Origin of the sequence: Pantoea sp. CTOTU49201 (assembly GCF_032054795.1) — a bacterium.
GTDB lineage: Bacteria > Pseudomonadota > Gammaproteobacteria > Enterobacterales > Enterobacteriaceae > Pantoea > Pantoea symbiotica.
The window spans coordinates 1-22,471 of sequence record NZ_DAMBSA010000021.1; the positions used below are offsets into that span (position 1 = coordinate 1).

General features: G+C 54.3%; 23 protein-coding genes and 1 other RNA gene. 16 read left to right on the forward strand and 8 right to left on the reverse strand.

Annotation, left to right across the window (positions count from 1 at the left end):
• The 5 genes from lon to RTY00_RS02940 form a co-directional block, all read left to right on the forward strand.
• Nucleotides 1-2,156 (forward strand): endopeptidase La (lon, locus tag RTY00_RS02920; RefSeq protein ID WP_312663331.1); only part of this gene is annotated, 2,156 nt, incomplete at its 5' end.
• 213 nt (nucleotides 2,157-2,369) lie between these two features.
• The gene (gene hupB, locus RTY00_RS02925) at nucleotides 2,370-2,642 is read left to right on the forward strand and encodes a nucleoid-associated protein HU-beta (protein WP_036648244.1); all 273 of its coding nucleotides are present in this window, start codon (nucleotides 2,370-2,372) and stop codon (nucleotides 2,640-2,642) included.
• A 237-nt stretch (nucleotides 2,643-2,879) separates the two neighbouring features.
• Nucleotides 2,880-4,748 carry a peptidylprolyl isomerase gene (gene ppiD, locus RTY00_RS02930; protein WP_312663333.1) on the forward strand — a complete coding sequence of 623 codons (1,869 nt, stop codon included), beginning with the start codon at nucleotides 2,880-2,882 and terminating at the stop codon, nucleotides 4,746-4,748.
• 140 nt (nucleotides 4,749-4,888) lie between these two features.
• A complete protein-coding gene (locus tag RTY00_RS02935; RefSeq protein WP_008103924.1) occupies nucleotides 4,889-5,212 on the forward strand; it encodes a ComEA family DNA-binding protein in 324 nt (107 codons plus the stop codon).
• Between the two features lie 101 nt (nucleotides 5,213-5,313).
• Nucleotides 5,314-5,721: a YbgC/FadM family acyl-CoA thioesterase gene (locus RTY00_RS02940; RefSeq protein WP_312663335.1), complete on the forward strand. Its 408-nt coding sequence runs from the start codon at nucleotides 5,314-5,316 to the stop codon at nucleotides 5,719-5,721.
• 37 nt (nucleotides 5,722-5,758) lie between these two features.
• Here RTY00_RS02940 and queC read toward each other — a convergent pair whose 3' ends face one another.
• A complete protein-coding gene (queC, locus tag RTY00_RS02945) occupies nucleotides 5,759-6,454 on the reverse strand; it encodes a 7-cyano-7-deazaguanine synthase QueC (protein WP_154153596.1) in 696 nt (231 codons plus the stop codon).
• Nucleotides 6,455-6,480: 26 nt separating this feature from the next.
• Nucleotides 6,481-8,196, reverse strand: coding sequence for an SgrR family transcriptional regulator (locus tag RTY00_RS02950; protein ID WP_312663337.1), 1,716 nt, complete (start codon nucleotides 8,194-8,196; stop codon nucleotides 6,481-6,483).
• 93 nt (nucleotides 8,197-8,289) lie between these two features.
• Here RTY00_RS02950 and cof point away from each other — a divergent pair, with 93 nt between their 5' ends.
• Complete coding sequence (gene cof, locus RTY00_RS02955) at nucleotides 8,290-9,111, forward strand: HMP-PP phosphatase (RefSeq protein ID WP_312663338.1); 822 nt, start codon at nucleotides 8,290-8,292, stop codon at nucleotides 9,109-9,111.
• A 34-nt stretch (nucleotides 9,112-9,145) separates the two neighbouring features.
• Here cof and RTY00_RS02960 read toward each other — a convergent pair whose 3' ends face one another.
• Nucleotides 9,146-10,180, reverse strand: coding sequence for a PLP-dependent cysteine synthase family protein (locus tag RTY00_RS02960; RefSeq protein WP_312663340.1), 1,035 nt, complete (start codon nucleotides 10,178-10,180; stop codon nucleotides 9,146-9,148).
• A gap of 115 nt (nucleotides 10,181-10,295) precedes the next feature.
• Here RTY00_RS02960 and RTY00_RS02965 point away from each other — a divergent pair, with 115 nt between their 5' ends.
• The 5 genes from RTY00_RS02965 to amtB all read left to right on the forward strand — a co-directional run bounded on the left by RTY00_RS02965 (nucleotide 10,296) and on the right by amtB (nucleotide 16,239).
• Nucleotides 10,296-10,757: an Lrp/AsnC family transcriptional regulator gene (locus RTY00_RS02965; protein WP_008103913.1), complete on the forward strand. Its 462-nt coding sequence runs from the start codon at nucleotides 10,296-10,298 to the stop codon at nucleotides 10,755-10,757.
• A gap of 23 nt (nucleotides 10,758-10,780) precedes the next feature.
• Complete coding sequence (locus tag RTY00_RS02970; RefSeq protein ID WP_312663342.1) at nucleotides 10,781-12,550, forward strand: SmdA family multidrug ABC transporter permease/ATP-binding protein; 1,770 nt, start codon at nucleotides 10,781-10,783, stop codon at nucleotides 12,548-12,550.
• On the forward strand, nucleotides 12,543-14,318 hold the full coding sequence (locus RTY00_RS02975; RefSeq protein WP_312663343.1) for a SmdB family multidrug efflux ABC transporter permease/ATP-binding protein: 1,776 nt from the start codon (nucleotides 12,543-12,545) through the stop codon (nucleotides 14,316-14,318). Before RTY00_RS02970 ends, RTY00_RS02975 begins: the two co-directional genes overlap by 8 nt.
• Before the next feature lie 259 nt (nucleotides 14,319-14,577).
• Nucleotides 14,578-14,916, forward strand: a complete 339-nt coding sequence (gene glnK, locus RTY00_RS02980; RefSeq protein ID WP_007886947.1) for a P-II family nitrogen regulator — start codon at nucleotides 14,578-14,580, stop codon at nucleotides 14,914-14,916.
• Between the two features lie 33 nt (nucleotides 14,917-14,949).
• A complete protein-coding gene (gene amtB / locus RTY00_RS02985; protein ID WP_312663345.1) occupies nucleotides 14,950-16,239 on the forward strand; it encodes an ammonium transporter AmtB in 1,290 nt (429 codons plus the stop codon).
• Between the two features lie 71 nt (nucleotides 16,240-16,310).
• Here the strand turns inward: amtB and tesB are convergent, their stop codons facing one another.
• Nucleotides 16,311-17,174 carry an acyl-CoA thioesterase II gene (gene tesB / locus RTY00_RS02990; RefSeq protein WP_312663346.1) on the reverse strand — a complete coding sequence of 288 codons (864 nt, stop codon included), beginning with the start codon at nucleotides 17,172-17,174 and terminating at the stop codon, nucleotides 16,311-16,313.
• A 205-nt stretch (nucleotides 17,175-17,379) separates the two neighbouring features.
• Between tesB and RTY00_RS02995 the strand changes: the two genes are divergently transcribed.
• Nucleotides 17,380-17,937 carry a YbaY family lipoprotein gene (locus RTY00_RS02995; RefSeq protein ID WP_008103903.1) on the forward strand — a complete coding sequence of 186 codons (558 nt, stop codon included), beginning with the start codon at nucleotides 17,380-17,382 and terminating at the stop codon, nucleotides 17,935-17,937.
• A gap of 144 nt (nucleotides 17,938-18,081) precedes the next feature.
• Here RTY00_RS02995 and RTY00_RS03000 read toward each other — a convergent pair whose 3' ends face one another.
• Nucleotides 18,082-18,393, reverse strand: coding sequence for an MGMT family protein (locus RTY00_RS03000; protein ID WP_008103902.1), 312 nt, complete (start codon nucleotides 18,391-18,393; stop codon nucleotides 18,082-18,084).
• A gap of 177 nt (nucleotides 18,394-18,570) precedes the next feature.
• Here RTY00_RS03000 and ffs point away from each other — a divergent pair.
• Nucleotides 18,571-18,667, forward strand: an RNA gene (ffs, locus tag RTY00_RS03005) — signal recognition particle sRNA small type.
• A 129-nt stretch (nucleotides 18,668-18,796) separates the two neighbouring features.
• On the opposite strand, the gene RTY00_RS03010 is transcribed toward ffs, so the two are convergent.
• From RTY00_RS03010 to RTY00_RS03020, 3 genes are all read right to left on the reverse strand, one after another.
• Nucleotides 18,797-19,015, reverse strand: a complete 219-nt coding sequence (locus RTY00_RS03010) for an HHA domain-containing protein (RefSeq protein ID WP_007886938.1) — start codon at nucleotides 19,013-19,015, stop codon at nucleotides 18,797-18,799.
• Between the two features lie 24 nt (nucleotides 19,016-19,039).
• Nucleotides 19,040-19,417: an Hha toxicity modulator TomB gene (gene tomB, locus RTY00_RS03015; RefSeq protein ID WP_007886936.1), complete on the reverse strand. Its 378-nt coding sequence runs from the start codon at nucleotides 19,415-19,417 to the stop codon at nucleotides 19,040-19,042.
• A gap of 147 nt (nucleotides 19,418-19,564) precedes the next feature.
• On the reverse strand, nucleotides 19,565-19,918 hold the full coding sequence (locus RTY00_RS03020; protein WP_312663349.1) for a hypothetical protein: 354 nt from the start codon (nucleotides 19,916-19,918) through the stop codon (nucleotides 19,565-19,567).
• Between the two features lie 342 nt (nucleotides 19,919-20,260).
• Between RTY00_RS03020 and RTY00_RS03025 the strand changes: the two genes are divergently transcribed.
• The 3 genes from RTY00_RS03025 to RTY00_RS03035 form a co-directional block, all read left to right on the forward strand.
• A complete protein-coding gene (locus RTY00_RS03025; protein WP_312663350.1) occupies nucleotides 20,261-20,917 on the forward strand; it encodes an ABC transporter ATP-binding protein in 657 nt (218 codons plus the stop codon).
• Nucleotides 20,914-21,753: a metal ABC transporter permease gene (locus RTY00_RS03030; RefSeq protein ID WP_179451700.1), complete on the forward strand. Its 840-nt coding sequence runs from the start codon at nucleotides 20,914-20,916 to the stop codon at nucleotides 21,751-21,753. The genes RTY00_RS03025 and RTY00_RS03030 overlap by 4 nt, the downstream gene beginning before the upstream one ends.
• 22 nt (nucleotides 21,754-21,775) lie before the next feature.
• A partial coding sequence (locus tag RTY00_RS03035) for a metal ABC transporter solute-binding protein, Zn/Mn family (RefSeq protein WP_312663353.1) occupies nucleotides 21,776-22,471 on the forward strand: 696 nt, incomplete at its 3' end.

Genomic DNA, 22,471 nt, shown 5'->3' on the forward strand with positions numbered 1-22,471 from the left:
ATCTCTTCTCAGTAGGGACCGTCGCTTCTGTATTGCAGATGCTGAAACTTCCAGACGGCACGGTAAAAGTGCTGGTTGAAGGTTTACAACGCGCACACATCACCACGCTGGCTGATAATGGCGACCATTTCGTTGCCCAGGCTGAATACCTTGTCTCGCCAGAAATTGAAGAGCGCGAGCAGGAAGTGCTGGTGCGCACGGCCATCAACCAGTTTGAAGGCTATATCAAGCTCAATAAAAAAATCCCACCTGAGGTCTTAACCTCCCTCAACAGCATCGACGATGCGGCCCGCCTGGCCGATACCGTCGCAGCGCATATGCCGCTGAAACTGGCTGATAAACAGTCCGTGCTGGAGATGTCCGACGTCAACGAACGTCTGGAATATCTGATGGCGATGATGGAATCAGAAATCGATCTGCTGCAGGTTGAGAAGCGTATTCGCAACCGCGTTAAAAAGCAGATGGAGAAAAGCCAGCGTGAGTACTATCTGAATGAGCAAATGAAAGCCATTCAGAAAGAGCTGGGCGAAATGGATGATGCGCCGGATGAGTATGAGGCGCTGAAACGTAAGATTGAAGCGGCCAAAATGCCGACCGAAGCGCGTGAAAAAGCTGAAGCTGAATTGCAGAAGCTGAAGATGATGTCGCCGATGTCTGCAGAAGCGACCGTAGTGCGTGGCTACATCGACTGGATGGTTCAGGTTCCGTGGGTGGCGCGCAGCAAGGTGAAAAAAGACCTGCGTAAAGCGCAGGAAACCTTGGATATCGACCATTATGGTCTGGAACGCGTCAAAGACCGTATCCTTGAGTATCTTGCGGTGCAGAGTCGCGTGAGCAAAATCAAAGGCCCAATTCTGTGCCTCGTTGGACCGCCAGGCGTGGGTAAAACCTCGCTGGGTCAATCGATTGCCAAGGCCACCGGACGTAAATACGTGCGTATGGCGCTGGGTGGCGTGCGTGATGAAGCGGAAATCCGTGGACATCGTCGTACCTATATCGGTTCTATGCCTGGTAAGTTGATCCAGAAAATGGCGAAAGTGGGCGTCAAAAATCCGCTGTTCCTGCTGGATGAGATCGACAAAATGTCTTCTGACATGCGTGGCGATCCGGCTTCAGCGCTGCTTGAGGTGCTGGATCCTGAGCAGAATATCGCGTTTAACGATCACTATCTGGAAGTGGATTACGATCTCTCTGACGTTATGTTTGTGGCGACTTCAAACTCCATGAACATCCCGGCACCGTTGCTCGACCGTATGGAAGTTATTCGTCTCTCCGGTTACACCGAAGATGAAAAGCTGAACATCGCGAAGCAACATTTGCTGCCGAAGCAGATTGAACGTAATGCTTTGAAAGAGAAAGAGATCACCGTCGACGACAGCGCGATTGTTGGTATCATCCGCTACTACACCCGTGAAGCGGGCGTGCGTAGTCTGGAGCGCGAACTCTCCAAGCTTTGCCGTAAAGCAGTAAAAGCGCTGCTGATGGATAAGTCGAAAAAGCACATCGTGATCAATGGCGATAACCTTAAGGATTTCCTTGGCGTGCAGCGCTTTGATTATGGTCGCGCAGAGAGCGAAAGCCGTGTGGGTCAGGTGACCGGTCTGGCGTGGACGGAAGTGGGCGGCGATCTGCTGACCATCGAAACCGCCTGCGTGCCAGGTAAAGGTAAGCTGACGTATACCGGTTCGCTGGGCGAAGTGATGCAGGAATCGATTCAGGCGGCGCTGACTGTGGTGCGCGCGCGTGCAGAGAAACTGGGCATCAACGGTGATTTCTACGAAAAACGCGACATCCACGTGCACGTACCCGAAGGTGCGACGCCGAAAGATGGTCCGAGTGCCGGTATCGCCATGTGCACCGCGCTGGTGTCATGCTTAACCGGTAACCCGGTGCGTTCTGATGTGGCGATGACCGGTGAAATCACCCTGCGTGGCTTGGTTCTGCCGATTGGTGGCCTGAAAGAGAAGTTGCTCGCGGCACACCGTGGCGGCATCAAAACCGTGCTGATCCCGGACGAAAACAAGCGCGATCTGGAAGATATTCCACAGAACGTGATTGCCGATCTGGAGATTCATCCGGTGAAGCGTATTGAAGAAGTGCTCAATCTGGCACTGGAAAATGCGCCTTACGGCATGCAGGTTGCGACCGCAAAATAGTGATTAGCGGCATAAACCGTTAAAAAGCGAAGCTGGCAGGCAAAATGGTGCTTGCCAGCTTTTTTTTGTGCCGCTAACTTAGTGGGCTGCTGGATCAACGATTAAGATGAATACCGTTGTTTCAGCTCCACAGGCTTGATATAACTGGCTGCGCGTTCGCACCGGGCGGGAAGCGCGGGTGCGATGTGAATAATAAAAGAGGGGATGAAGAGAGTGAATAAGTCACAGTTGATCGACAAAATTGCTGCAGATGCTGACATTTCTAAAGCAGCAGCGGGACGTGTTTTAGATGCATTCATGGACTCCGTTACCGAAGCTCTGAAAGGCGGTGATGAAGTGGCACTGGTTGGTTTCGGTACTTTCTCTGTACGTGAGCGTGCAGCTCGCACCGGCCGTAACCCACAAACGGGTAAAGAGCTCACCATTCCGGCTGGTAAAGTTCCGGGCTTCCGTGCAGGTAAAGCACTGAAAGATTCCGTCAATTAATGACCGCTGATACATCCATTGAAGCATTTTCTTCCGTGGATTGAGGACGCAAAAGCCGTTCTCATGTAACATACGGGCACATCATTTTTGATGTGCCTTTTTTATTCTTGATGCGCGGCGATAGCCTTTGGTTGTTGTCTCCGCATGGTTGCCAACTGCCAGCCTGAACAGCAGTTGCACGATGATGACATCGTGTTAGAGCTTTACATTCACACTACAGCGGAGTGTTGTCATACCATGATGGACAATTTACGCGCGGCGTCGAATCATGTCGTGCTCAAGATTATTCTGGGATTGATCATCCTGTCTTTCGTTCTCACCGGGGTGGGCAACTACCTAATCGGTGGCAGCGGTGATTATGCTGCCAAAGTTAACGGCCACGAGATCAGCCGTGCAGAGCTGGAGCAGGGTTTTAACAACGAGCGCAATCGTCAGCAGCAGATGCTAGGCGATCAGTTCTCGCAGTTAGCCAGCAACGAAGGCTACATGCAGCAGATGCGTCAGCAGGCGCTGTCGCAGCTGATTGATCAGGCGTTACTTGATCAGTACATCAAAGATCTGCACATCGGCATCAGCGATGATCAGGTAAAACAGGCGATCTTCAATCAGAAAGCTTTCCAGACCAACGGTAAATTCGACAACGCCAAATACAGCGGCCTGATCACCAGCATGGGCTTCACGGCTGATCAGTATGCCGAAGCGCTGCGCAAGCAGCTGGCGACGCAGCAGCTGATCAACGCGATTGCTAACACCGATTTCATGCTGAAAGGCGAAACCAGCAAGCTGGTGGATCTGGTGTCACAGCAGCGTGAAGTACGTCAGGCGGTGATTAATGTCAACGCGCTGGCGGCTAAACAGACAGTCAGCGATGACGAAGTCAGCCAGTATTACCAGCAGCATCAGAATAGCTTCATGGCACCTGAGCAATTCCGCGTGAGCTACATCAAAATGGATGCCGCAAGCATGCAGGAAACGGCCAGCGAAGCGGACATCCAGAGCTGGTACGATCAACACAAAGCGGATTATTCACAGCCACAGCGTAATCGCTACAGCGTGATCCAGACTAAGACGGAAGCCGATGCTAACGCCGTGGTTGATGCGCTGAAGAAAGGCGAAGATTTCGCCGCGCTGGCGAAAAGCAAATCTATCGACCCAATCTCAGCCCGCAAAGGTGGCGATATGGGTTGGCTGGAGCCGAGCACCACGCCAGACGAGCTCAAAAACGCCAATCTGACGCAGAAAGGCCAGCTTTCCGGTGCCATCAAGTCGTCCGTTGGCTACCTCGTGGTACGTCTGGATGATATCCAGCCGGAGCAAGTTAAGCCGCTGGCTGATGTTCATGACATCGTTGCCGACAAAGTGAAGCAAGAGAAAGCGGTTGATGCCTTCTACAAAATTCAGCAAAAAGTAAGCGAAGCAGCCAGCAACGATAACGAATCGTTGGCGGGCGCGGCGCAGGCTTCCGGCCTGAAAGTGGTAGAAACCAATTGGATCACCCGCGACAACCTGCCAGACGAATTGAACTTCGATCAGGTTAAGCAAGCCATCTTCAACGGTGGTTTAGTGGGCCAGAATGGTGCGCCGGGTAACAACTCCGACATTATCTCTGTGGATGGCGATCGTGCCTTTGTACTGCGTATCAGCGAGCACAAACCGGAAGCGGTGAAGCCGTTGGATCAGGTGAAAGCGCAGATCGTAGATTCGCTGAAGCATGATAAAGCGACGCAGCAGGCGAAAGCGCAGGCAGACAAACTGCTGGCCGATTTGAAAGCCGGTAAAGCAGATGCACTGAAGGCTGCAGGCTTAACGCTCAGCGCCAGCAAATCGTTTGATCGCAATGCGCAGGATCCGGTGGCTCAGTCGGCCTTCAATCTGCCGCAACCTGCCGACAATAAACCATCGTGGGGCGTGAGTGAAGATATGCAAGGCAATGTGGTACTGATTGCGCTGGATAAAGTTAGCGCGGGCAACATGCCGCAGGCGCAGATCGATGAAATGGTGAAAGGCGTGACGCAAAATAACGCGCAAATTGCCTTTGAAGCGCTGCTGGAAAACCTGCGTAAAGAGGCGAAGATTAAGTACGGCGCCGCCGCACAAAACCAGTAAGCCTCACAAAAAAAGTTAAACCACTGCAATACCCGAAAGGCCGCTTATGCGGCCTTTTCCATTTCTGTGATTGTCCTTTTGAGCGTTGAATTGAGCTGTGACACCCTGCTGTTGCTGTCAAACACAAGGAGAAACACAGCATGGTGAAATCAACGTTTCAAGCCCTCTGCATTACGCTGGCGCTGGGCGGCGCAGTTTATACCACCGGACTGGCGGCTGCCGAAAGTCCCAGTGAAACGCAGGCGACGCAAGTCTCCACGCCAAACGAAGGACAGGTCAGCATCAATTCAGCCACAGCCGAACAGCTCGCAGCCGGTATGAACGGCATCGGACTGAAGAAAGCGCAGGCCATTGTCAGTTATCGAGAACAATACGGCCCGTTTACCGCCATTGAACAACTCAAGGAGGTGCCGGGTATCGGTAGCGCACTGATTGAGCGCAACAGCGCTCGGCTTAAACTGTGAAGCGTCTCGCGACTTTGAAGGATTGAAAAAGCCCGGATTCAGGCTGTGCTATGCTCAACAGGTCTTACCAGTTGTCATTCTCAGCCTGAACAGGAGCAATAATGCAAACCACAATTAAAGTGCGCGGTTATCATCTGGATGTTTATCAGCACGTGAATAACGCGCGCTATCTGGAGTTTCTGGAAGAGGCGCGCTGGCAGTGGCTGGAGGATGTCGATGCGTTTCATTGGCTGATGGAGCAGCAGCTGGCGTTTGTGGTGGTGAATATCAACATCAACTATCGTCGTCCGGCGGTATTGGGCGACGTACTGAACATTGAAAGTGAAGTGTCTCAGCTCGGCGGTAAAAGCGGCATCATTGCGCAGCGAGTCTTGCTGGCGAGCGATAATTCGGTGGTAGCCGATGCCGCACTGACCTTTGTCTGTGTCGATTTACGCACGCAAAAAGCGGTGCCGTTGGAAGGGGAGTTACACCAGCGTCTGGCGTCGTTGATGGTCGAAAATGAATAACTGGCGCCGATGACGCCAGTTTACCCTGCGGTCTGAATCAGTTGAGGCCGCTTTTCTCTTTCATCGCTGCCATCACCGCCGACGCGTTCGCTTGATAATCTGCCAGGCCACGGGCGCGTAAATGGCAAGCCGCGCATTCGCCGCAGCCATCACCTTTTACGCCGTTGTAGCAGGTAAGCGTTTCAGCGCGTACCAGCGGCAGCTGCTGCCAGTAATCGGCCAGCGCCCAGGTTTCTGCTTTGTTCAGCCACATCAGCGGCGTTTCAAAGCGAATATTGCGCGCCATGCCGAGGCTGACAGCGTTATTCAGTGCTTTAACAAACTCATCGCGGCAATCCGGATAGCCGGAGAAATCGGTTTCGCATACGCCGGTGATCACCGCTTCAGCTTCGACCTGATAGGCATAAATGGATGCCAGCGTCAGGAACAGAATATTGCGGCCCGGCACAAAGGTGCTCGGCAAACCGCTGGCATTCGGATCGTAGGTTGGCACGGGAATGTTGTCGCGCGTCAGGCTGCTGACGGCTAACTCGTTGAGCAGCGTAACGTCGAGCACTTTGTGCGCCCGTGCGCCCAGCTTGTGCGACAGTTCGGCCGCAACTTCGATCTCTTCGCGATGGCGCTGGCCGTAATCAAAAGTAACGCAATGCACTTCATCATAGTGTTGCAGCGCCTGAATTAAACAGGTGGTGGAGTCTTGTCCGCCACTGAATACCACAACGGCTCGTTTCATTTTCTCTTCCTCAAAAATCTGTGCGCTTATGGTACTGGCTCGAAGGAAGGCTGAACAGCGTTAGCTGTGGTTGGCGGCGGAATCCAGGCGCGAGTGAAATCAAACCAGCCCAGGCTATTTAGCTGGATGCCCTCCACGCCAGGCGGCGCAAATACCTGATAGCGATAGTTAAACAGCGGCAGTAAATGGCCATCGCACATCAGCTGCTGAAACAGTTGCTGAGTCAGTTCGCTACGCTGCAATGCATCAGGTTGTTGGGCAATGGCGCTGAGCGGCGTTTGCAGTACCTGTTCGCGCAGCGGCTGCCAGACCGGGTCGTTCTCCAGCCAGTTCACCAGCGTAAACAGCGGCGCATCGCCAATAAGCCGATCGCCCATCACCACATCGGCCTCACTGAGATCGATATCGTCACGCCAGCTTTTTACGTCATGGAAGATGCAGGTGAGGGCGCAGCCATGTTGTGCCAGCAGTGGAATCAACGCCTGCGCCATCACATGCAGTTCGACCGGCAGGTGGTAATGCAGCGTTAGCGTCGGTGGCAGTGAAATTCTCGCTCTTTCTGCGCGCGGTACCGGCCAGCCAGGCAGCAGTTCATGGCTCGGTGTAATCAAACCCTCATCCAGCGGCAATTGTTGAATAACGCCGCTGCGCTGAATCAGGGCAATCAGCGATTGGGCCTGCTCGGCACTGAAGTGCGCCGAGATGCGTGGCGCCAGATAGCAAAATCCCAGGCTGATACTGCGATCAACCGGCCGCAGCGAACCGAGCTCTTCAGGATCACCAATGGCGATTTGCACCGGATGGCTGCAGCTGGTGCCGAGATCACGATCAAACAGCTGCGGCGTGATCCAATATTCCATCCGCTGGATCAGCGGGCGCTGCAAATGCCAGCGCGCATGGCTTTCCAACCGCACCATTTCAGCGGTGAAATGCGTGAGTTTCCACGGCCCGCTACCGACATCGGCGAATTCAGGATGAGGTAACAGACAGAATTGGTGCGCCAGCCGCTGCGGCAGCCAGTAGTCGCTTTCACGCAGTTGAATGTGTATCGCCAGAGGATGCGGCGCTTCAATGCGTTCAATCGCCGCCAGCAGCCGCGAGCCGCGCGGCGATTGCATGATTTGCTGCAGCTGCTCAACTAACTGCGCCGCCTGCACCGGTTCATCGTTATGCCAGCTGAGCTGCGGGCGCAGCCAGAAATACCAGTCACGGCCGCTGGCATCGTGCTGCCAATGGTGAGCGACATCGCCTTCAACATCGTTATCGCGAAAGCGCGTAAGCCCAGAGAAAACCTGGCGCGCCAGATGTTGCTCGGCGCGTCCGGTTAGCTGTAGCGGGCGCAACGGCTCCATCGCGCGGTAATAAGGAATGCGCAGCACCGGCGATTGGTTCTGCCACTGACCGCCCATCAGCGGCCGCAGCATTTTCACTAATCGCTCGGGATGCAGATCCAGCACCTGCAATGCCTGCACCGCCTCGCCGGCATCAAGTTGCTGCGTTAACAATTGCTGGCGCAGCTGTTCCGGCGACAGCAGAAAAGTCAGCTCGCCCTGTTTGCCACGTCCGGATTCTCCGCGCCACTGCAGCCAGCCGGCATCCTGCCACTGCCGCAGCAGCGTGCGCACATGGCGCTCGCTGCAAAAGCAGTGTTGCGCCATCGCAGCGACGCTGAGGCGTTGCGTTTCGCCGTGGCTGAGTTGCCACAGGCGCTGGAATTGATTAACCCGATGAAGTTCGCGCATGGCTAAACCCGGAACAGTTTTTTAAAAGTATTCACTATTAGTTCCGTAATTACCAGGCGATAGTAACTGCCTCACTCAGACAGGAGAATTCGCATGGCTCGCCTCGCGGCATTTGATATGGATGGCACGCTGCTACTGCCTTCGCACCGGTTAGGAAATGAAACGCTGACAAGCCTGCATGCGTTGCATCAGCGCGGCGTTACGTTGGCGTTTGCCACCGGGCGTCATCTTATGGATATGCAGCGAGTACGCGAACAAATCACCTTGCCAGCTTGGCTGATTACCGGCAACGGCACGCGCATTCACGATCTGGAAGGCAATCAGCTTTACGGCTGCGATTTATCGCCATCAGTGGCGGAAGAGGTGATTCATACCCATTGGCAAACGCCCGCCTCGATTCATATTTTCAATGATGAAGGCTGGTTTACAGATAAACCGCTGCTTGGCGCGCTGGAAGCGCATGCGATGAGCGGCTTCCACTATCAGTTGCGTGATTTGCGTCAGATGTCGGCGCATGAAGTTACCAAAATCTGTTTTATTGCGCCGCATGAAATGTTGCAGGCGTTAAGAAGTGAATTGCAGGACGCGTTGGGCGAGCGGGCAAATATTTGTTTCTCAGCCTGGGATTGCCTGGAAGTGTTGCCGGTTAATTGCCACAAAGGCGCGGCGTTGGGACGTTTGTGCCAGCATCTTTCGCTGTCGCTGGCGGATTGTATGGCGTTTGGCGATGCCATGAACGATCGCGAAATGCTGGAGCGCGTTGGCAGCGGTTTCATTATGGGCAACGCCATGAATCAACTGAAAGCATCGTTGCCCCATTTACCGATTATCGGACATTGCGAGACACAGGCGGTGTCTCACTACCTTAATCACTGGATGACCACACCACACCTCGATTATTCCCCCGAATGCTGAGGCTTACAGTGAACCGGACAGGACGTCCGGTTTTTTATTGCAGCTCTCGCACCCAAGGCGCAATGTCGCCGATATTCTGCTCTACCCACTGCGCATTGTAATAGGTGTCCGGATAGCGCTCACCGCTGTCACACAGCAATGTCACCAGAGAACCCTGCTCGCCGTTTTCCTGCATGCGTTTTGCCACCTGCATCATGCCCCAGAAGTTGGTGCCGGTTGAGGCGCCAGGACGACGTCCAAGCACCTTTTCCAGCTGAAGCATCGCGGCGATGGTCGCGCCATCCGGCACTTTCATCATCTCGTCAATAACGTCGGGTAGAAACGACGGTTCGACACGCGGACGACCAATGCCTTCAATTAGGCTGCCGCGTTCGCTGCGCAACGTTTTGTCGCGGCTGTGCCAGTAGTCAAAGAACACCGAATGTTGCGGATCGACTACCAACAGGCGCGTGTCATGGCCCTGATAGCGGATATAGCGGCCCAACGTTGCCGAGGTGCCGCCGGTACCGGCACTCATGACCACCGTATGCGGCACCGGGAAAGGTTCGTGTGACATCTGGCGGAAAATGCTTTCAGCAATATTGTTGTTGCCGCGCCAGTCGGTGGCGCGCTCGGCGTAGGTGAACTGGTCCATAAAGTGGCCATTCAGTTCACGCGCTAAACGCTCGGATTCGCTATACAGCTGGCAGGGATCGGCAACGAAATGGCACTCACCACCGTAGAAGCCAATCATCTCGATTTTGCGTTTCGCGGTGCTGGCCGGCATTACGGCGATAAACGGCAAACCAAGCAGGCGCGCGAAGTAAGCTTCCGATACCGCAGTACTGCCGGAAGAGGCTTCAATGATCGGCGTATTTTCATGGATCCAGCCGTTAGCCAGACCATAGAGAAACAGGGAACGCGCCAGGCGATGTTTTAAGCTGCCGCTGGGATGCGTGCTTTCATCCTTGAGATAGAAGTGAATGCCAGGAAAATCATCCAGCTTAAAGCGGATCAAATGCGTATCCGCAGAGCGCTGAAAATCGGCGTTAATTTCATTGATGGCGTGGCGAACCCAGGGCGTTTGCATGTGGCATTTCCGTAATCATTATTGCGCACAGTGTAAGGCACTGGCAGGAAAAAGAGGTTGCTAAAACCGCGCTATAATGGCGAGATTAGAGAAAAATTTTCTCCCGGAGTGGCAAATGTTAGATAAAACTGACCGCACTTTGCTGGCAATGCTGCAGCAGGATTGCACCTTGTCGCTGCAGACGTTGGCCGATGCGGTGAATCTCACCACCACGCCGTGCTGGAAACGCCTGAAAAAACTGGAAGATGATGGCATTATTCGTGCGCGCGTGGCGCTGGTGGACGGCGAAAAAATCGGTCTGTCACTCACTGCCTTTATGTTTGTCAAAACTCAGCAGCACAGCAGCGAGTGGTTTAAGCAATTTGTCGCCGTGGTGCAGCAAATGCCGGAAGTGATGGCGTTTTACCGCATGGCGGGCGAGTACGATTATTTGCTGCGCATTCAGGTGGCGGACATGAAGAGTTATGACAGCTTTTATAAGCGTCTGGTGAACGGCGTGCCAGGACTGATGGATGTGACCTCCAGTTTTGCCATGGAAGAGATTAAATACACCACCGCCTTGCCGGTAGCGCCCTAGCGGGCAGAGAAAGAGACACGCTTGTGCAATTATTCAGCCAGTTAAGTTGGTATTTCCAGCGCGAGTGGCGGCGATATCTGGGCGCCGTCAGCTTGCTGATCGTTATTGCCTTACTGCAATTGCTGCCACCGCACGTGGTTGGCGTGATTGTCGACGGCGTTACCCAGCATAATTTAAGCGCCGGGCAGATCTTTATGTGGATCGGCGTGATGCTGGTGACGGCGGTGATCGTCTATCTGCTGCGCTATGTCTGGCGCGTGCTGCTGTTTGGCGCATCCTACCAATTAGCCGTTGAGCTACGTGAAGATTTCTATCGTCAGCTCAGCCGCCAGCATCCGGCATTTTATCTGCGCCATCGCACCGGCGATCTGATTGCCCGCGCCACCAATGATGTGGATCGCGTGGTGTTTGCCGCCGGTGAAGGCGTGCTGACGCTGGTGGATTCGCTGGTAATGGGATTGGTGGTGCTGATTGTGATGAGCACCCAAATTAGCTGGGAACTGACGTTACTGGCGCTGATCCCGATGCCGATTATGGCCTTCGCCATTCAGAAAGATGGCGCACGCCTGCATCAGCGTTTCAAAGTGGCGCAGGCGGCGTTCTCCAGCCTGAATGATCAAACCCAGGAAAGCCTGACCAGCATTCGCATGATTAAAGCCTTTGGCCTCGAAGATCATCAGTCGCAGCAGTTTGCTGGTATCGCTGCCGATACCGGCAAGAAAAACCTGCATGTGGCGCGCGTGGATGCGCGTTTCGATCCGATCATCTATATCGCCGTCGGCTTCTCCAACCTGCTGGCGATTGCCGGTGGCGGCTGGATGGTGTGGAACGGCAGTTTGACGCTCGGGCAACTTACCAGCTTTGTGATGTACCTCGGCCTGATGATTTGGCCGATGCTGGCGCTGGCGTGGATGATCAACATCGTTGAGCGCGGCAGTGCGGCGTGGAGCCGTATCCGCTCCTTGCTGGCGGAAGCGCCTGCAGTTGAAGATGGACAGAAAGTGTTGCCGCCCGAACCTGGCGTGATGCAGGTTGCCATTCGTGAGTTCCGTTATCCGGCCAGTTCTGGCCCGGTGCTGAGCCATGTTAACTTCCAGCTAAAACCTGGCCAGATGCTCGGCTTATGCGGGCCAACCGGCTGCGGCAAGAGCACGCTGCTGAGCCTGATTCAGCGCCACTTCGACATCGATCAGGGCGATATTCGCTACCACAATACGCCGCTGCCGCAGTTGCGACTCGATAGCTGGCGCAGCCGGTTGGCGGTGGTCAGCCAGACGCCGTTCCTGTTCTCCGACACCATCGCCGCCAATCTGGCGCTGGGCCGCCCGAATGCGACGCAGCAAGAACTGGAGCGCGTGGCAACTATGGCCCGCGTGCACGACGATATTCTGCGTCTGCCACAAGGTTATGAGACCGAAGTGGGCGAGCGCGGCGTGATGTTATCGGGCGGTCAGAAGCAGCGTATTGCGATTGCACGCGCACTGCTGCTGAATGCGGAAATCCTGATTCTGGATGATGCGCTGTCGGCGGTTGATGGTCGTACTGAACATGACATCCTGCATAACCTGCGTCAGTGGGGCAAAGGGCGCACCTTGATTATCAGCGCGCATCGCTTGTCGGCGCTCACTGAGGCCAGCGAAATTCTGGTGCTGCAGCAGGGCGCCGTGGCGCAGCGTGGCGATCATGACACTCTGGCCGCCAAAGAGGGCTGGTATCGCGATATGTATCGTTATCAGCAGCTGGAAGCCGCGCTGGATGACGATGAAGTGGCAGAAGGAGCAAGCCGTGGCTAAATCACAACGTTTATGGCCGACGCTGAAACGTCTGCTGGCGTATGGCAAACCGTGGCGCAAATCGCTGTGGCTGGCGGTCGGCATGCTGTGGATTGCCGCGGCAGCCGAAGTGACCGGACCGGTGCTGGTGAGCTACTTCATCGATAATCTGGTGGCGAAACATCAGATGCCGTGGGGCATCGTCGCCGGCTTGCTGGTGGGCTTTATCCTGCTGCAATTGCTGGCTGCCGGTTTGCACTATTTTCAGGCATTGCTGTTTAATCGCGCGGCGATTGGCGTGGTGCAGCAATTGCGCGTAGACGTGATGAATGCGGCGTTGCGCCAGCCGCTCAGCGCCTTTGATACGCAGCCGGTCGGACAAATTATCTCGCGCGTCACCAACGACACCGAAGTGATCAAAGATCTCTACGTCACCGTGGTAGCAACGGTGTTGCGGGCTGCCGCGTTGATTGGCGCGATGCTGGTGGCGATGTTCTCCCTCGACTGGCGCATGGCGCTGGTGGCGATCGTGATTTTCCCGCTGGTGCTGACGGTAATGCTGATTTATCAGCGCTTCAGCACGCCGATTGCGCGTCGCGTACGCAGCTATCTGGCGGACATCAACAACGGCTTCAATGAAGTGATCAACGGCATGAGTGTGATCCAGCAGTTCCGCCAGCAGGCGCGCTTTGGTGAACGTATGGGCGAAGCCAGCCGTTCGCACTATCTGGCGCGGATGGAAACGCTGCGGCTGGATGGCTTTTTATTGCGCCCGTTGCTGAGTCTGTTTTCAGCGATGATTTTGTGCGGTTTGCTGATGCTGTTCAGCTTCGCCACGCCGGGCGTGTTTGAAGTGGGCGTGCTTTACGCCTTCATTACCTATCTTGGCCGCCTCAACGAGCCGCTGATTGAACTCACCACGCAGCAGTCGATGCTGCAACAAGCGGTGGTGTCTGGCGAGCGCATCTTTGAACTGATGGATGCGGATCAGCAAGGCTACGGCAGCGATATTCAGCCACTGGCTTCCGGCAGCATTTCGCTGCGTGATGTGAGCTTTGCCTATCGCGATAATCGCGATGTGCTCAGCAACATCAACCTTGAAGTGCCCGCGCGTAATTTTGTTGCGCTGGTGGGGCATACCGGCAGCGGGAAAAGCACGCTGGCGAATCTGCTGATGGGCTATTACCCGGTGACGCGCGGCAGCATCGAACTGGATGGTCGCCCGCTGCCTCGGCTGTCGCACGCCGCTTTACGTCAAAGCGTTGCGATGGTGCAACAGGATCCGGTGGTGCTGGCGGATTCGCTGCTGGCCAACGTGCGTTTAGGGCGCGATATCCCGGAAGAGCAAGTGTGGCAGGCGCTGGAGACGGTGCAGTTGGCACCGCTGGCGCGCAGCATGGCGGATGGCATCCATACGCGTTTAGGCGAGCAGGGCAATAATCTGTCGGTTGGGCAGAAACAGCTGCTGGCGCTGGCGCGCGTGTTGGTGTCATTGCCACAAATCCTGATCCTCGATGAAGCCACGGCCAATATCGATTCCGGTACGGAACAGGCGATTCAGCACGCGTTACGTGCACTACGCCAGCACAGCACGCTGGTGGTGATCGCGCATCGCCTTTCCACCATCACCGAAGCCGATCAGATTTTAGTGCTGCATCGCGGTCAGGTAGTTGAGCGCGGTACGCATGCTGAGCTGCTGGCCGAGCAGGGCCGTTACTGGCAAATGTATCAGCTGCAGCAAGCCGGCGATGAACTCGCGGCGGGCATCCCCGTACAAGCTGAAGGGTGAATTGCACCTTTTTTGCACAGTTTTATCGGAATGTTCTGTATTGATGCACTTCTTTGAGGCTTGAAGCACCAAAGAAGTGCAATGTTGCAACACCTTTCCTATTTCTGCTCCCCAATCTGCGCTGTGCTTCACATAACGAAGCGTGATGCAGCGCGCCTATGCTACTGACATTCCCCTTTTTTTATTTATGGCACAGCCTTTGCTTATATCCCAGTGTGTCCGCGAAGACTCACTCAATTTCTTATCCGGAGGGGAACGTATGAAGCTGGTTACCGTGGTAATCAAACCATTTAAGCTGGAGGACGTGCGTGAAGCCTTATCCTCTATTGGCATTCAGGGACTGACAGTTACCGAGGTTAAAGGTTTCGGTCGCCAGAAAGGTCACGCAGAGCTTTATCGCGGTGCCGAGTACAGCGTTAACTTCCTGCCTAAAGTAAAAATTGATATCGCTATTGCGGACGACCAACTTGATGAAGTGGTCGATGTCATCAGCAAAGCCGCGTATACCGGCAAAATTGGCGACGGCAAGATTTTCGTCGCAGAACTGCAGCGCGTCATTCGTATTCGTACCGGCGAGACCGACGAAGCAGCACTGTAACTGGGGCTCTGAATTGTGATGGGATGGAAAGAAATGAATAAACTGATAACGAAGTTGGGCCTCACCAGCCTTGCGCTGTTACCTTCTCTGGCGATGGCGGCAGCGCCTGCCGTCGCAGATAAAGCCGATAACGCCTTTATGATGATCTGTACCGCGCTGGTACTGTTTATGTCGATTCCTGGCATTGCGCTGTTCTACGGCGGTTTGATTCGCGGTAAGAACGTGCTGTCGATGCTGACGCAGGTTGCAGTGACCTTCTCGCTGGTTTGCGTGCTGTGGGTGATTTACGGCTACTCGCTGGCCTTCAGTGAAGGCAACTCCTTCTTCGGTAGCTTCCAGTGGGCGATGCTGAAAAATATTGAGCTGAAAGCGCTGATGGGCAGCTTCTATCAGTACATTCGCATCGCGTTCCAGGCTTCCTTCGCCTGTATTACCGTCGGCCTGATTGTCGGTGCGCTGGCTGAACGTATTCGCTTCTCAGCGGTACTGATTTTCGTGGTGGTTTGGCTGACGCTGGCTTATCTGCCAATCGCACACATGGTTTGGGCGGGTGGCTTGCTGGCGCAAGATGGCGCGCTCGACTTCGCGGGCGGCACCGTGGTTCACATCAACGCCGCAGTTGCTGGCCTGGTGGGTGCTTACCTGGTGGGCAAACGTGCTGGTTTTGGCAAAGAAGCCTTCAAACCACACAACCTGCCGATGGTGTTCCTCGGTACCGCGATTCTATATGTGGGCTGGTTCGGCTTCAACGCCGGTTCTGCTTCCTCAGCTAACGAAATCGCTGCGCTGGCGTTCCTGAATACCGTAGTGGCTACGGCGGGTGCGGTGCTGTCGTGGGTGTTCGGCGAGTGGGCGGTACGTGGTAAACCTTCTCTGCTCGGTGCCTGCTCAGGCTTCATCGCTGGTCTGGTGGCGATTACCCCAGCTTGTGGTTATGTCGGTGTCGGCGGCGCGTTGATTATCGGTCTGGCGGGTGGTTTAGCCGGTCTGTGGGGCGTAACTACCCTGAAGAAATGGCTGCGCGTTGATGACCCATGTGATGTATTCGGTGTGCACGGCGTGTGTGGCATCCTCGGTTGTATCCTGACCGGCGTGTTCGCGTCCTCTTCATTGGGCGGCGTAGGCTACGCAGAAGGTGTGACCATGGGCCATCAGGTTTGGATTCAGCTGTTCAGCGTGGGCGTGACCATCGTCTGGACTGCAGTTGTGGCCTTCATCGGCTTCAAACTGGCAGATATGATTGTTGGCCTGCGTGTTCCGGAAGATCAGGAACGTGAAGGTTTGGATGTGAACAGCCACGGCGAGAACGCTTACAACCAGTAACAGCCGGGCTGAAGAAGAGCAGTGCGCTAAAATTATAAAAAGCAGAAGGGGCGATAATATCGCCCCTTTTTTTATGCGTCGCGTTGGCGCATCACGCCTTCCTGTACCGTAGTCGCCACCAGTCGGCCATCCTGCGTATAAAACTCGCCCCGCACAAAACCGCGCGCGCCCGAGGCGGAAGTGCTCACCACGCTGTACAGCAGCCATTCAGACAAGTCGAATGGACGATGGAACCACATTGAGTGATCGATGGTGGCAACCTGCATATCGGCTTCGAGAAAGCCTTTACCGTGCGGTTGCAGCGCCACCGGCAGGAAGTTGAGATCCGAGGCATATCCCAGCAGGTATTGATGGATACGACGATCGGCCGGTAACTCGCCATTGGCACGAATCCACACCTGACGCAGCGGCTTATCGACGTGGCCTTTCAGCGGGTTATGAATTTGCACCGGACGAATATCCAGCGGACGCTCGGCGAGGAATTTTTCTTTCAGCTTGAGTGGCAGATGGGCGGCCAGCTTTTTCGCCAGATCCTGTTCCGATGGCAGATTATCCGGGCCCGGCACCTGCGGCATGCTGTTCTGATGCTCGAAGCCGCTTTCAGGTGCCTGGAACGAGGCGGTCATGTAGAAGATCGGTTGACCATTCTGTACCGCGCTGACGCGGCGTGCGCTGAAGCTTTTGCCGTCACGCAGCGTTTCGACATCATAGATGATGGCTTTTTGGCTATCGCCCGGACGCAGAAAGTAGCTGTGGAAAGAGTGAATGATGCGCTCTTCCGGCACCGTTTGTTTCGCGGCATACAGCGCCTGACCAACTACCTGGCCACCAAACACCTGGCGCAGACCGAGATCTTCGCTCTGACCACGAAACAGGCCTTCTTCCAGTTTTTCCAGATTTAATAAATTAAGCAGGTTGTGCAGTGCCTGACTCATGGCGAATTCCTCAGCGTGACTAATCGCGTCAGTGTGAAAGATCCGACCAGTTTCCGTCAATGATTTTGCCGCGATTTCAGTGGGCTGGCGGAAGATTTAGGCGCAATGCCGATATTTGTGCCAGAATTAAGGTCATTCGGCGGCTGAAAAGCTAAGCAATCAATTTACCGCCGACAATCATAGTGTTCATAAGGAGACGACATCGATGAAAATCTGGCAAGTTATTAGCGGTATGACCCTGGCAGCGGCGATTACCGGTTGTGCGGACCACAGCAAGCCGGTTGCCACACCTACACTCGGCTCAGCGGTAGCGGGGCAACAAGCCGCCATTGCGCAGCCGAATGTCAGTGGTTCGGTGTATATCCGCCAGCGCATCGCGCTGCCACCGGATTCCGTGCTAACCGTAACGCTGTCTGATGCATCGCTGGCCGATGCGCCTTCAAAAGTCTTGTCGCAGCGCGTAGTGCGTACGGAAGGCAAACAGTCACCGTTCCAGTTTGTTCTGCCGTTCAATCCGGCTGACATCCAGCCGAACGCGCGCATTCTGTTGAGTGCGGCGATTTCAATTGATGGCAAGCTGGCGTTTATCACCGATACGGTGAAACCGGTGATCAATCAGGGCGGAACGAAAGCCGAACTGCTGTTGGTTCCCGTGACTAACGTCGCCATGCAAACCCAGCCGGGTGCGGCAACAACCGTGCCTTCGACTTCACCTACGCAAGTGACGCCATCGTCTTCGGTGCCAGCACCGACGAGTTTGTAATCTACCAAACGGCATAGGCCAAGCGCCAGGCCCGCTGCCGTGGAGTAAAGCGTCACACGCCATGGATGGCGTGTGCCGAGCGATCAGGGACGAGACAGCGGCTTTACGGAACGGCAGCGGGCTTGTGCGCGGCATGTTGCACCACTAAATTTCCCACCGATATTTCTCTAACTCGATTTCACCAGCGTCGCTCACTTCAATCCCTTCCGCTTCCAGCGCATCACGCTGACGAAACAGATCGTCGCCCTGCAGCGATATCCTGCCGTGACGATTAATAACGCGAAACCAGGGTAACTTACTGCCTTCCGGCAAACGACGTAATACGCCACCCACCTGACGTGCCGCGCGTGGCGATCCGGCCAACTGTGCAACATCACCGTAAGTGGTGACCTTTCCTGGCGGAATGGCTGCGATGATTTGCCATACGCGCTCAGAGAAATTGTTTTGGTCGCTCATATGCGCACCTATTTTCAGCAGGAAAGGGCAAACTTTAGCATGCAGAAGGGTAGACATCAGCGCATTGCTGTGTGCTTGTGCAAGAAACCAACGGTTGTCGGGCCTGCGCTTGCAATTGCCAGGGGCATACTTGATAATGCCTGCGCTCTCGAAATGAGGGCTTGTCAATGGGGGCCCTGTTGGTTCTCCCGCAATGCTAACTTGTGAACTCGGTCAGATCCGGAAGGAAGCAGCCGCAGCAGGCGACGCGTGTGCCGGGATGTAGCTGGCAGGGCCCCCACCATTTTGTACCCGCCTCATACTCCACAGAATTTTACGCACAGAGAAATCTGGCAATCCTTTGCCCGTGATTCAATCCTTGATTAAAACGATGATGATGCAGATCGGCTGTTAGGGGAAAAACTTAGCGGACGAACTTCCAGACAGAAACCGGTACTTTATCGTAAAGCTTATTCATGGTCAGTTCAGCCAGACGATGATCGGCTGCCGAATAGAATACCGCGAGTTCATTATCAGGTAATTCATACTTGTTTTTTTCGATAACCCGTTCAAGGGTATCGATTGAGCGACAGCGGCGCAGTCGCATCAAATAATCTGTTTTGGTTAAGGCTTGGTTGCTCATAAATAAACCGGTCTCAGTCTGGTGCTAAAAGGAATGGCTAGGTTGTTGGAGATAAGCACACTCTTCGGCAAACAGATTAAATAAACGTTTTGCTGAACGCTGCCACCGTTGTAGATCCTGAGTATTGATTCCATAGCTGCTGAACAGCATAAAGGTATCGTCAAGATATTCATCGATTTGCGTAATCAGGGCTTCATCTTCAACGTGCTTAATTTTGTAATTCATCGTGAAAGAAGCGATATGCTCAATCAAATCGTTGAGCTGTAAATTGCTTTCCGAAGTAGGATCATTAACCCAACCATGATGGCTATCAGTCAATGTCGCCATACTTTCGTCGAACAAGTTCTCACACAGGTATTTAAGCTGGGCAATATCATGCCGTTTCGGTGAGTATTCGTCCATCTTTTTCCCCTCCATAGCTAGCACAGTTACCGCAGCGCGGCGAGATTAGGAAAAGCTACCAGGAAGCGATCTCGAATAAAATTGAATTCAGCGACTCCTTAAATGTAATCCACAATCATTAGCTTTGCTCACCTCAATTACCAAATATTACAATTCGTCGGCAGGAGAGGGGCGCTCATTGTCAATCACTTCAAACACCAGTGCGCCGGGCTGTACCTGAAACAACACTTCTTCACGACGCTTAAACGTTTCATTTAAATCCAGGCAAGGATTAAATAAATTCCAGCTGAAATCGTAAAGCATTTTAAATCGATTGTTGTTGGTTGGTTGAATAGAAATAATCTGGAAGCTCTCGGGAACTAATTGCGCGTTTTGAGAATACCACTGTAAATCACCGGCTAATGCCTCGGCTATTTTGAGAATATTCCCCTGGATAATTCTTAGCAACTTTTCGCAATCGTCCTCATCCACAGCAATATCACAATGAATAATAGACGGCATTTTGTATCCAGTAAAAGAATGATGTTTCTATCATTGAGCTTATTGGGTGACATTGCAAGTCGCTAATAAACAGAAAGAGTAATCGTTGTGATGGGTTTCATAACTCAATCATGGCGAAACGGCGAATTACAGCGGTAATCGTCTTGAGCGATCAACTTTTGAAACACTTTTGCTCGGGCGCAATAGAGGAAGATTCGGGTAGTATAATTGTTATGTTATAACATTTTTTTGGTTATTGAGTATGAATCACAGCGGTTTACTTCTTTCCCTTGGCGGCCGTTTGCTGGTTGCGCTGATGCTGATTGCGTTGTTGGCAGTAGCCTTGTGGTGGGGCATGCAGAAATGATGCATTTCAATCGCTTACAAGCAGGTTATCAAGGCCGTGCGGTGACGCCGGTCGTCAACGGTGAACTGGCAACGGGCAGCATGACGGCGCTGATTGGCGCTAACGGCACCGGCAAATCGACTTTATTGAAAACCATTGCTGGCTTACTACCACCAATTTCCGGCACCTGCGAATTGCAGATCCCGCGCAAAGCGCTGGGCTGGTTACCGCAACGCAGTGAACTCGAAACCCGCTTTCCTCTTACTGCTTATGAACTGGTGGCGATGGGCTGTTGGCCACGCTGCGGCTGGTTTGGTGGCATTAATCGCGCCTTGCGTCTGGAAATTGATGCCGCACTGGATGCGGTGCAAATGCGTGAGTTTGCCGATGCGCAGCCAGCCACTTTATCTGGCGGACAACTACAGCGCATATTGTTCGCGCGCTTAATGTTGCAGCGCAGCCAGCTCTGGCTGCTAGATGAACCCTTCAACGGCATTGATAGCCAAACCGTCACTTTACTGATGTCGATCCTCGAACAGCAGCAGCAGGCGGGCACCACATTATTAGTGGTGCTGCACGATCGTCCGCTGGTGGCGCGCTATTTTCAGGATGTGTTATCGCTCGATGACGCTGATTCCGCACAAACTCCACAATTGTGTAGGGTTGCGTCGTGACTTTATTACAACCCTTTATCGAATTTGGTTTCATGCGCCGTGCATTGGTGGCCTGCGTTGCATTAGCGATCAGCGCCACACCGCTGGGCGTTTTCCTCTCCCTGCGCCGCATGAGTCTGGTCGGCGATGCGCTATCACATGCGGTATTACCCGGCGCGGCGATTGGATATCTGGTGTCGGGATTATCGCTGGTGGCGATGGGCATCGGCGGCCTGATTGCCGGTTTGGCGGTGGCGCTGCTCTCGGGCGCGGTCAGCCGTTACACGCACCTCAAAGAGGATGCCAGTTTCTCGGGTTTCTACCTCGGATCTCTCGCACTCGGCGTCACGCTGGTGTCACTGCGTGGTTCCAGCGTTGATCTGCTGCACGTGTTATTTGGATCGCTGCTGGCGGTGGATAACGCGGCAATTCTGCTGGTTGGCGGCATTGCCGCTACGACCTTGCTGCTGCTGGCGGTGATCTTCCGTCCGCTGGTGATCGATGCCTTCGATCCCGATTTTCTGCGCGCACAGGGCAAATGGAGCGCACCGCTGGTGCACGGTCTGTTCCTGATGCTGGTGGTGCTCAATCTGGTGGCGGGCTTTCAGGTGCTGGGCACGCTGATGTCGGTGGGATTGATGATGCTGCCGGCCACCAGCGCACGCTTCTGGAGTCGCCATCTGGCTTGCATGCTCGGCATCGCCATGCTGCTGGCGATCGTCTCTGCGTTTATCGGTCTGATTCTTTCGTGGCACTTCTCGCTGCCGGCTGGACCGGCGGTGGTGCTGAGTGCTGCGGTGCTGTTTCTGCTTTCTGTTTTGACAGGACCATGTGGCGGCCTGTTGCGCCGTCGATAACGAAACCAATAAGGGGATATGAATGAAAAAGTTACCGCTGAGTCTGGCGATTGGCGCCATGCTGATTAGCCCACTGTCGCTGGCGAAGAGCGTTGATGTTGTGGCGAGCTTCACCGTGCTGGCGGATATCGTTAAACAGGTTGGTGGCGATCACGTCAATGTGAAATCGCTGGTCGGCCCGAACGGCGATCCGCACACCTTCGAACCGACGCCGCAAGATAGCCAGGCGCTGTCGAAAGCGGATGTGGTGTTTGTCAGCGGTTTGGGCATGGAAGGTTGGATGGATCGCCTGATCAGCGCGTCAGGTTATAAAGGCACCATCGTAGTGGCCTCGAACGGCGTTAACACGCGCAAGATGGAAGAGGACGGTAAAAGCGTCACCGATCCACATGCGTGGAACAGCATGCAAAACGGTGTGATCTACGCCACCAATGTGATGAATGCACTGATCAAAGCCGATCCTGAAGATGCGGCGGATATTCGCAAAAGCGGAGAAAGCTACATTCAGCAGTTGCAGAAACTGGATGGCTGGGCGAAAACCGCCTTTGCTGAAGTACCGAAGAACAAACGTAAGGTCCTGACCAGCCACGATGCCTTTGGCTACTTTGGCCAACGTTATGGCGTTAGTTTCCTTGCGCCGGTGGGCTTCTCTACAGAAGCGGAAGCCAGCGCCAGCGATGTGGCTTCGATCATCAAACAGCTGAAGGCCGAGCACATC

Excerpts from the sequence above, each read along its gene's own strand:
- ppiD (WP_312663333.1), top strand. The coding sequence starts at position 2,880 with ATGATGGACAATTTACGCGCGGCGTCGAATCATGTCGTGCTCAAGATT.
- RTY00_RS02935 (WP_008103924.1), top strand. The coding sequence starts at position 4,889 with ATGGTGAAATCAACGTTTCAAGCCCTCTGCATTACGCTGGCGCTGGGC.
- RTY00_RS02940 (WP_312663335.1), top strand. The coding sequence starts at position 5,314 with ATGCAAACCACAATTAAAGTGCGCGGTTATCATCTGGATGTTTATCAG.
- queC (WP_154153596.1), bottom strand. The coding sequence starts at position 6,454 with ATGAAACGAGCCGTTGTGGTATTCAGTGGCGGACAAGACTCCACCACC.
- RTY00_RS02950 (WP_312663337.1), bottom strand. The coding sequence starts at position 8,196 with ATGCGCGAACTTCATCGGGTTAATCAATTCCAGCGCCTGTGGCAACTC.
- cof (WP_312663338.1), top strand. The coding sequence starts at position 8,290 with ATGGCTCGCCTCGCGGCATTTGATATGGATGGCACGCTGCTACTGCCT.
- RTY00_RS02960 (WP_312663340.1), bottom strand. The coding sequence starts at position 10,180 with ATGCAAACGCCCTGGGTTCGCCACGCCATCAATGAAATTAACGCCGAT.
- RTY00_RS02965 (WP_008103913.1), top strand. The coding sequence starts at position 10,296 with ATGTTAGATAAAACTGACCGCACTTTGCTGGCAATGCTGCAGCAGGAT.
- glnK (WP_007886947.1), top strand. The coding sequence starts at position 14,578 with ATGAAGCTGGTTACCGTGGTAATCAAACCATTTAAGCTGGAGGACGTG.
- amtB (WP_312663345.1), top strand. The coding sequence starts at position 14,950 with ATGAATAAACTGATAACGAAGTTGGGCCTCACCAGCCTTGCGCTGTTA.
- tesB (WP_312663346.1), bottom strand. The coding sequence starts at position 17,174 with ATGAGTCAGGCACTGCACAACCTGCTTAATTTATTAAATCTGGAAAAA.
- RTY00_RS02995 (WP_008103903.1), top strand. The coding sequence starts at position 17,380 with ATGAAAATCTGGCAAGTTATTAGCGGTATGACCCTGGCAGCGGCGATT.
- RTY00_RS03000 (WP_008103902.1), bottom strand. The coding sequence starts at position 18,393 with ATGAGCGACCAAAACAATTTCTCTGAGCGCGTATGGCAAATCATCGCA.
- RTY00_RS03010 (WP_007886938.1), bottom strand. The coding sequence starts at position 19,015 with ATGAGCAACCAAGCCTTAACCAAAACAGATTATTTGATGCGACTGCGC.
- tomB (WP_007886936.1), bottom strand. The coding sequence starts at position 19,417 with ATGGACGAATACTCACCGAAACGGCATGATATTGCCCAGCTTAAATAC.
- RTY00_RS03020 (WP_312663349.1), bottom strand. The coding sequence starts at position 19,918 with ATGCCGTCTATTATTCATTGTGATATTGCTGTGGATGAGGACGATTGC.
- RTY00_RS03025 (WP_312663350.1), top strand. The coding sequence starts at position 20,261 with ATGATGCATTTCAATCGCTTACAAGCAGGTTATCAAGGCCGTGCGGTG.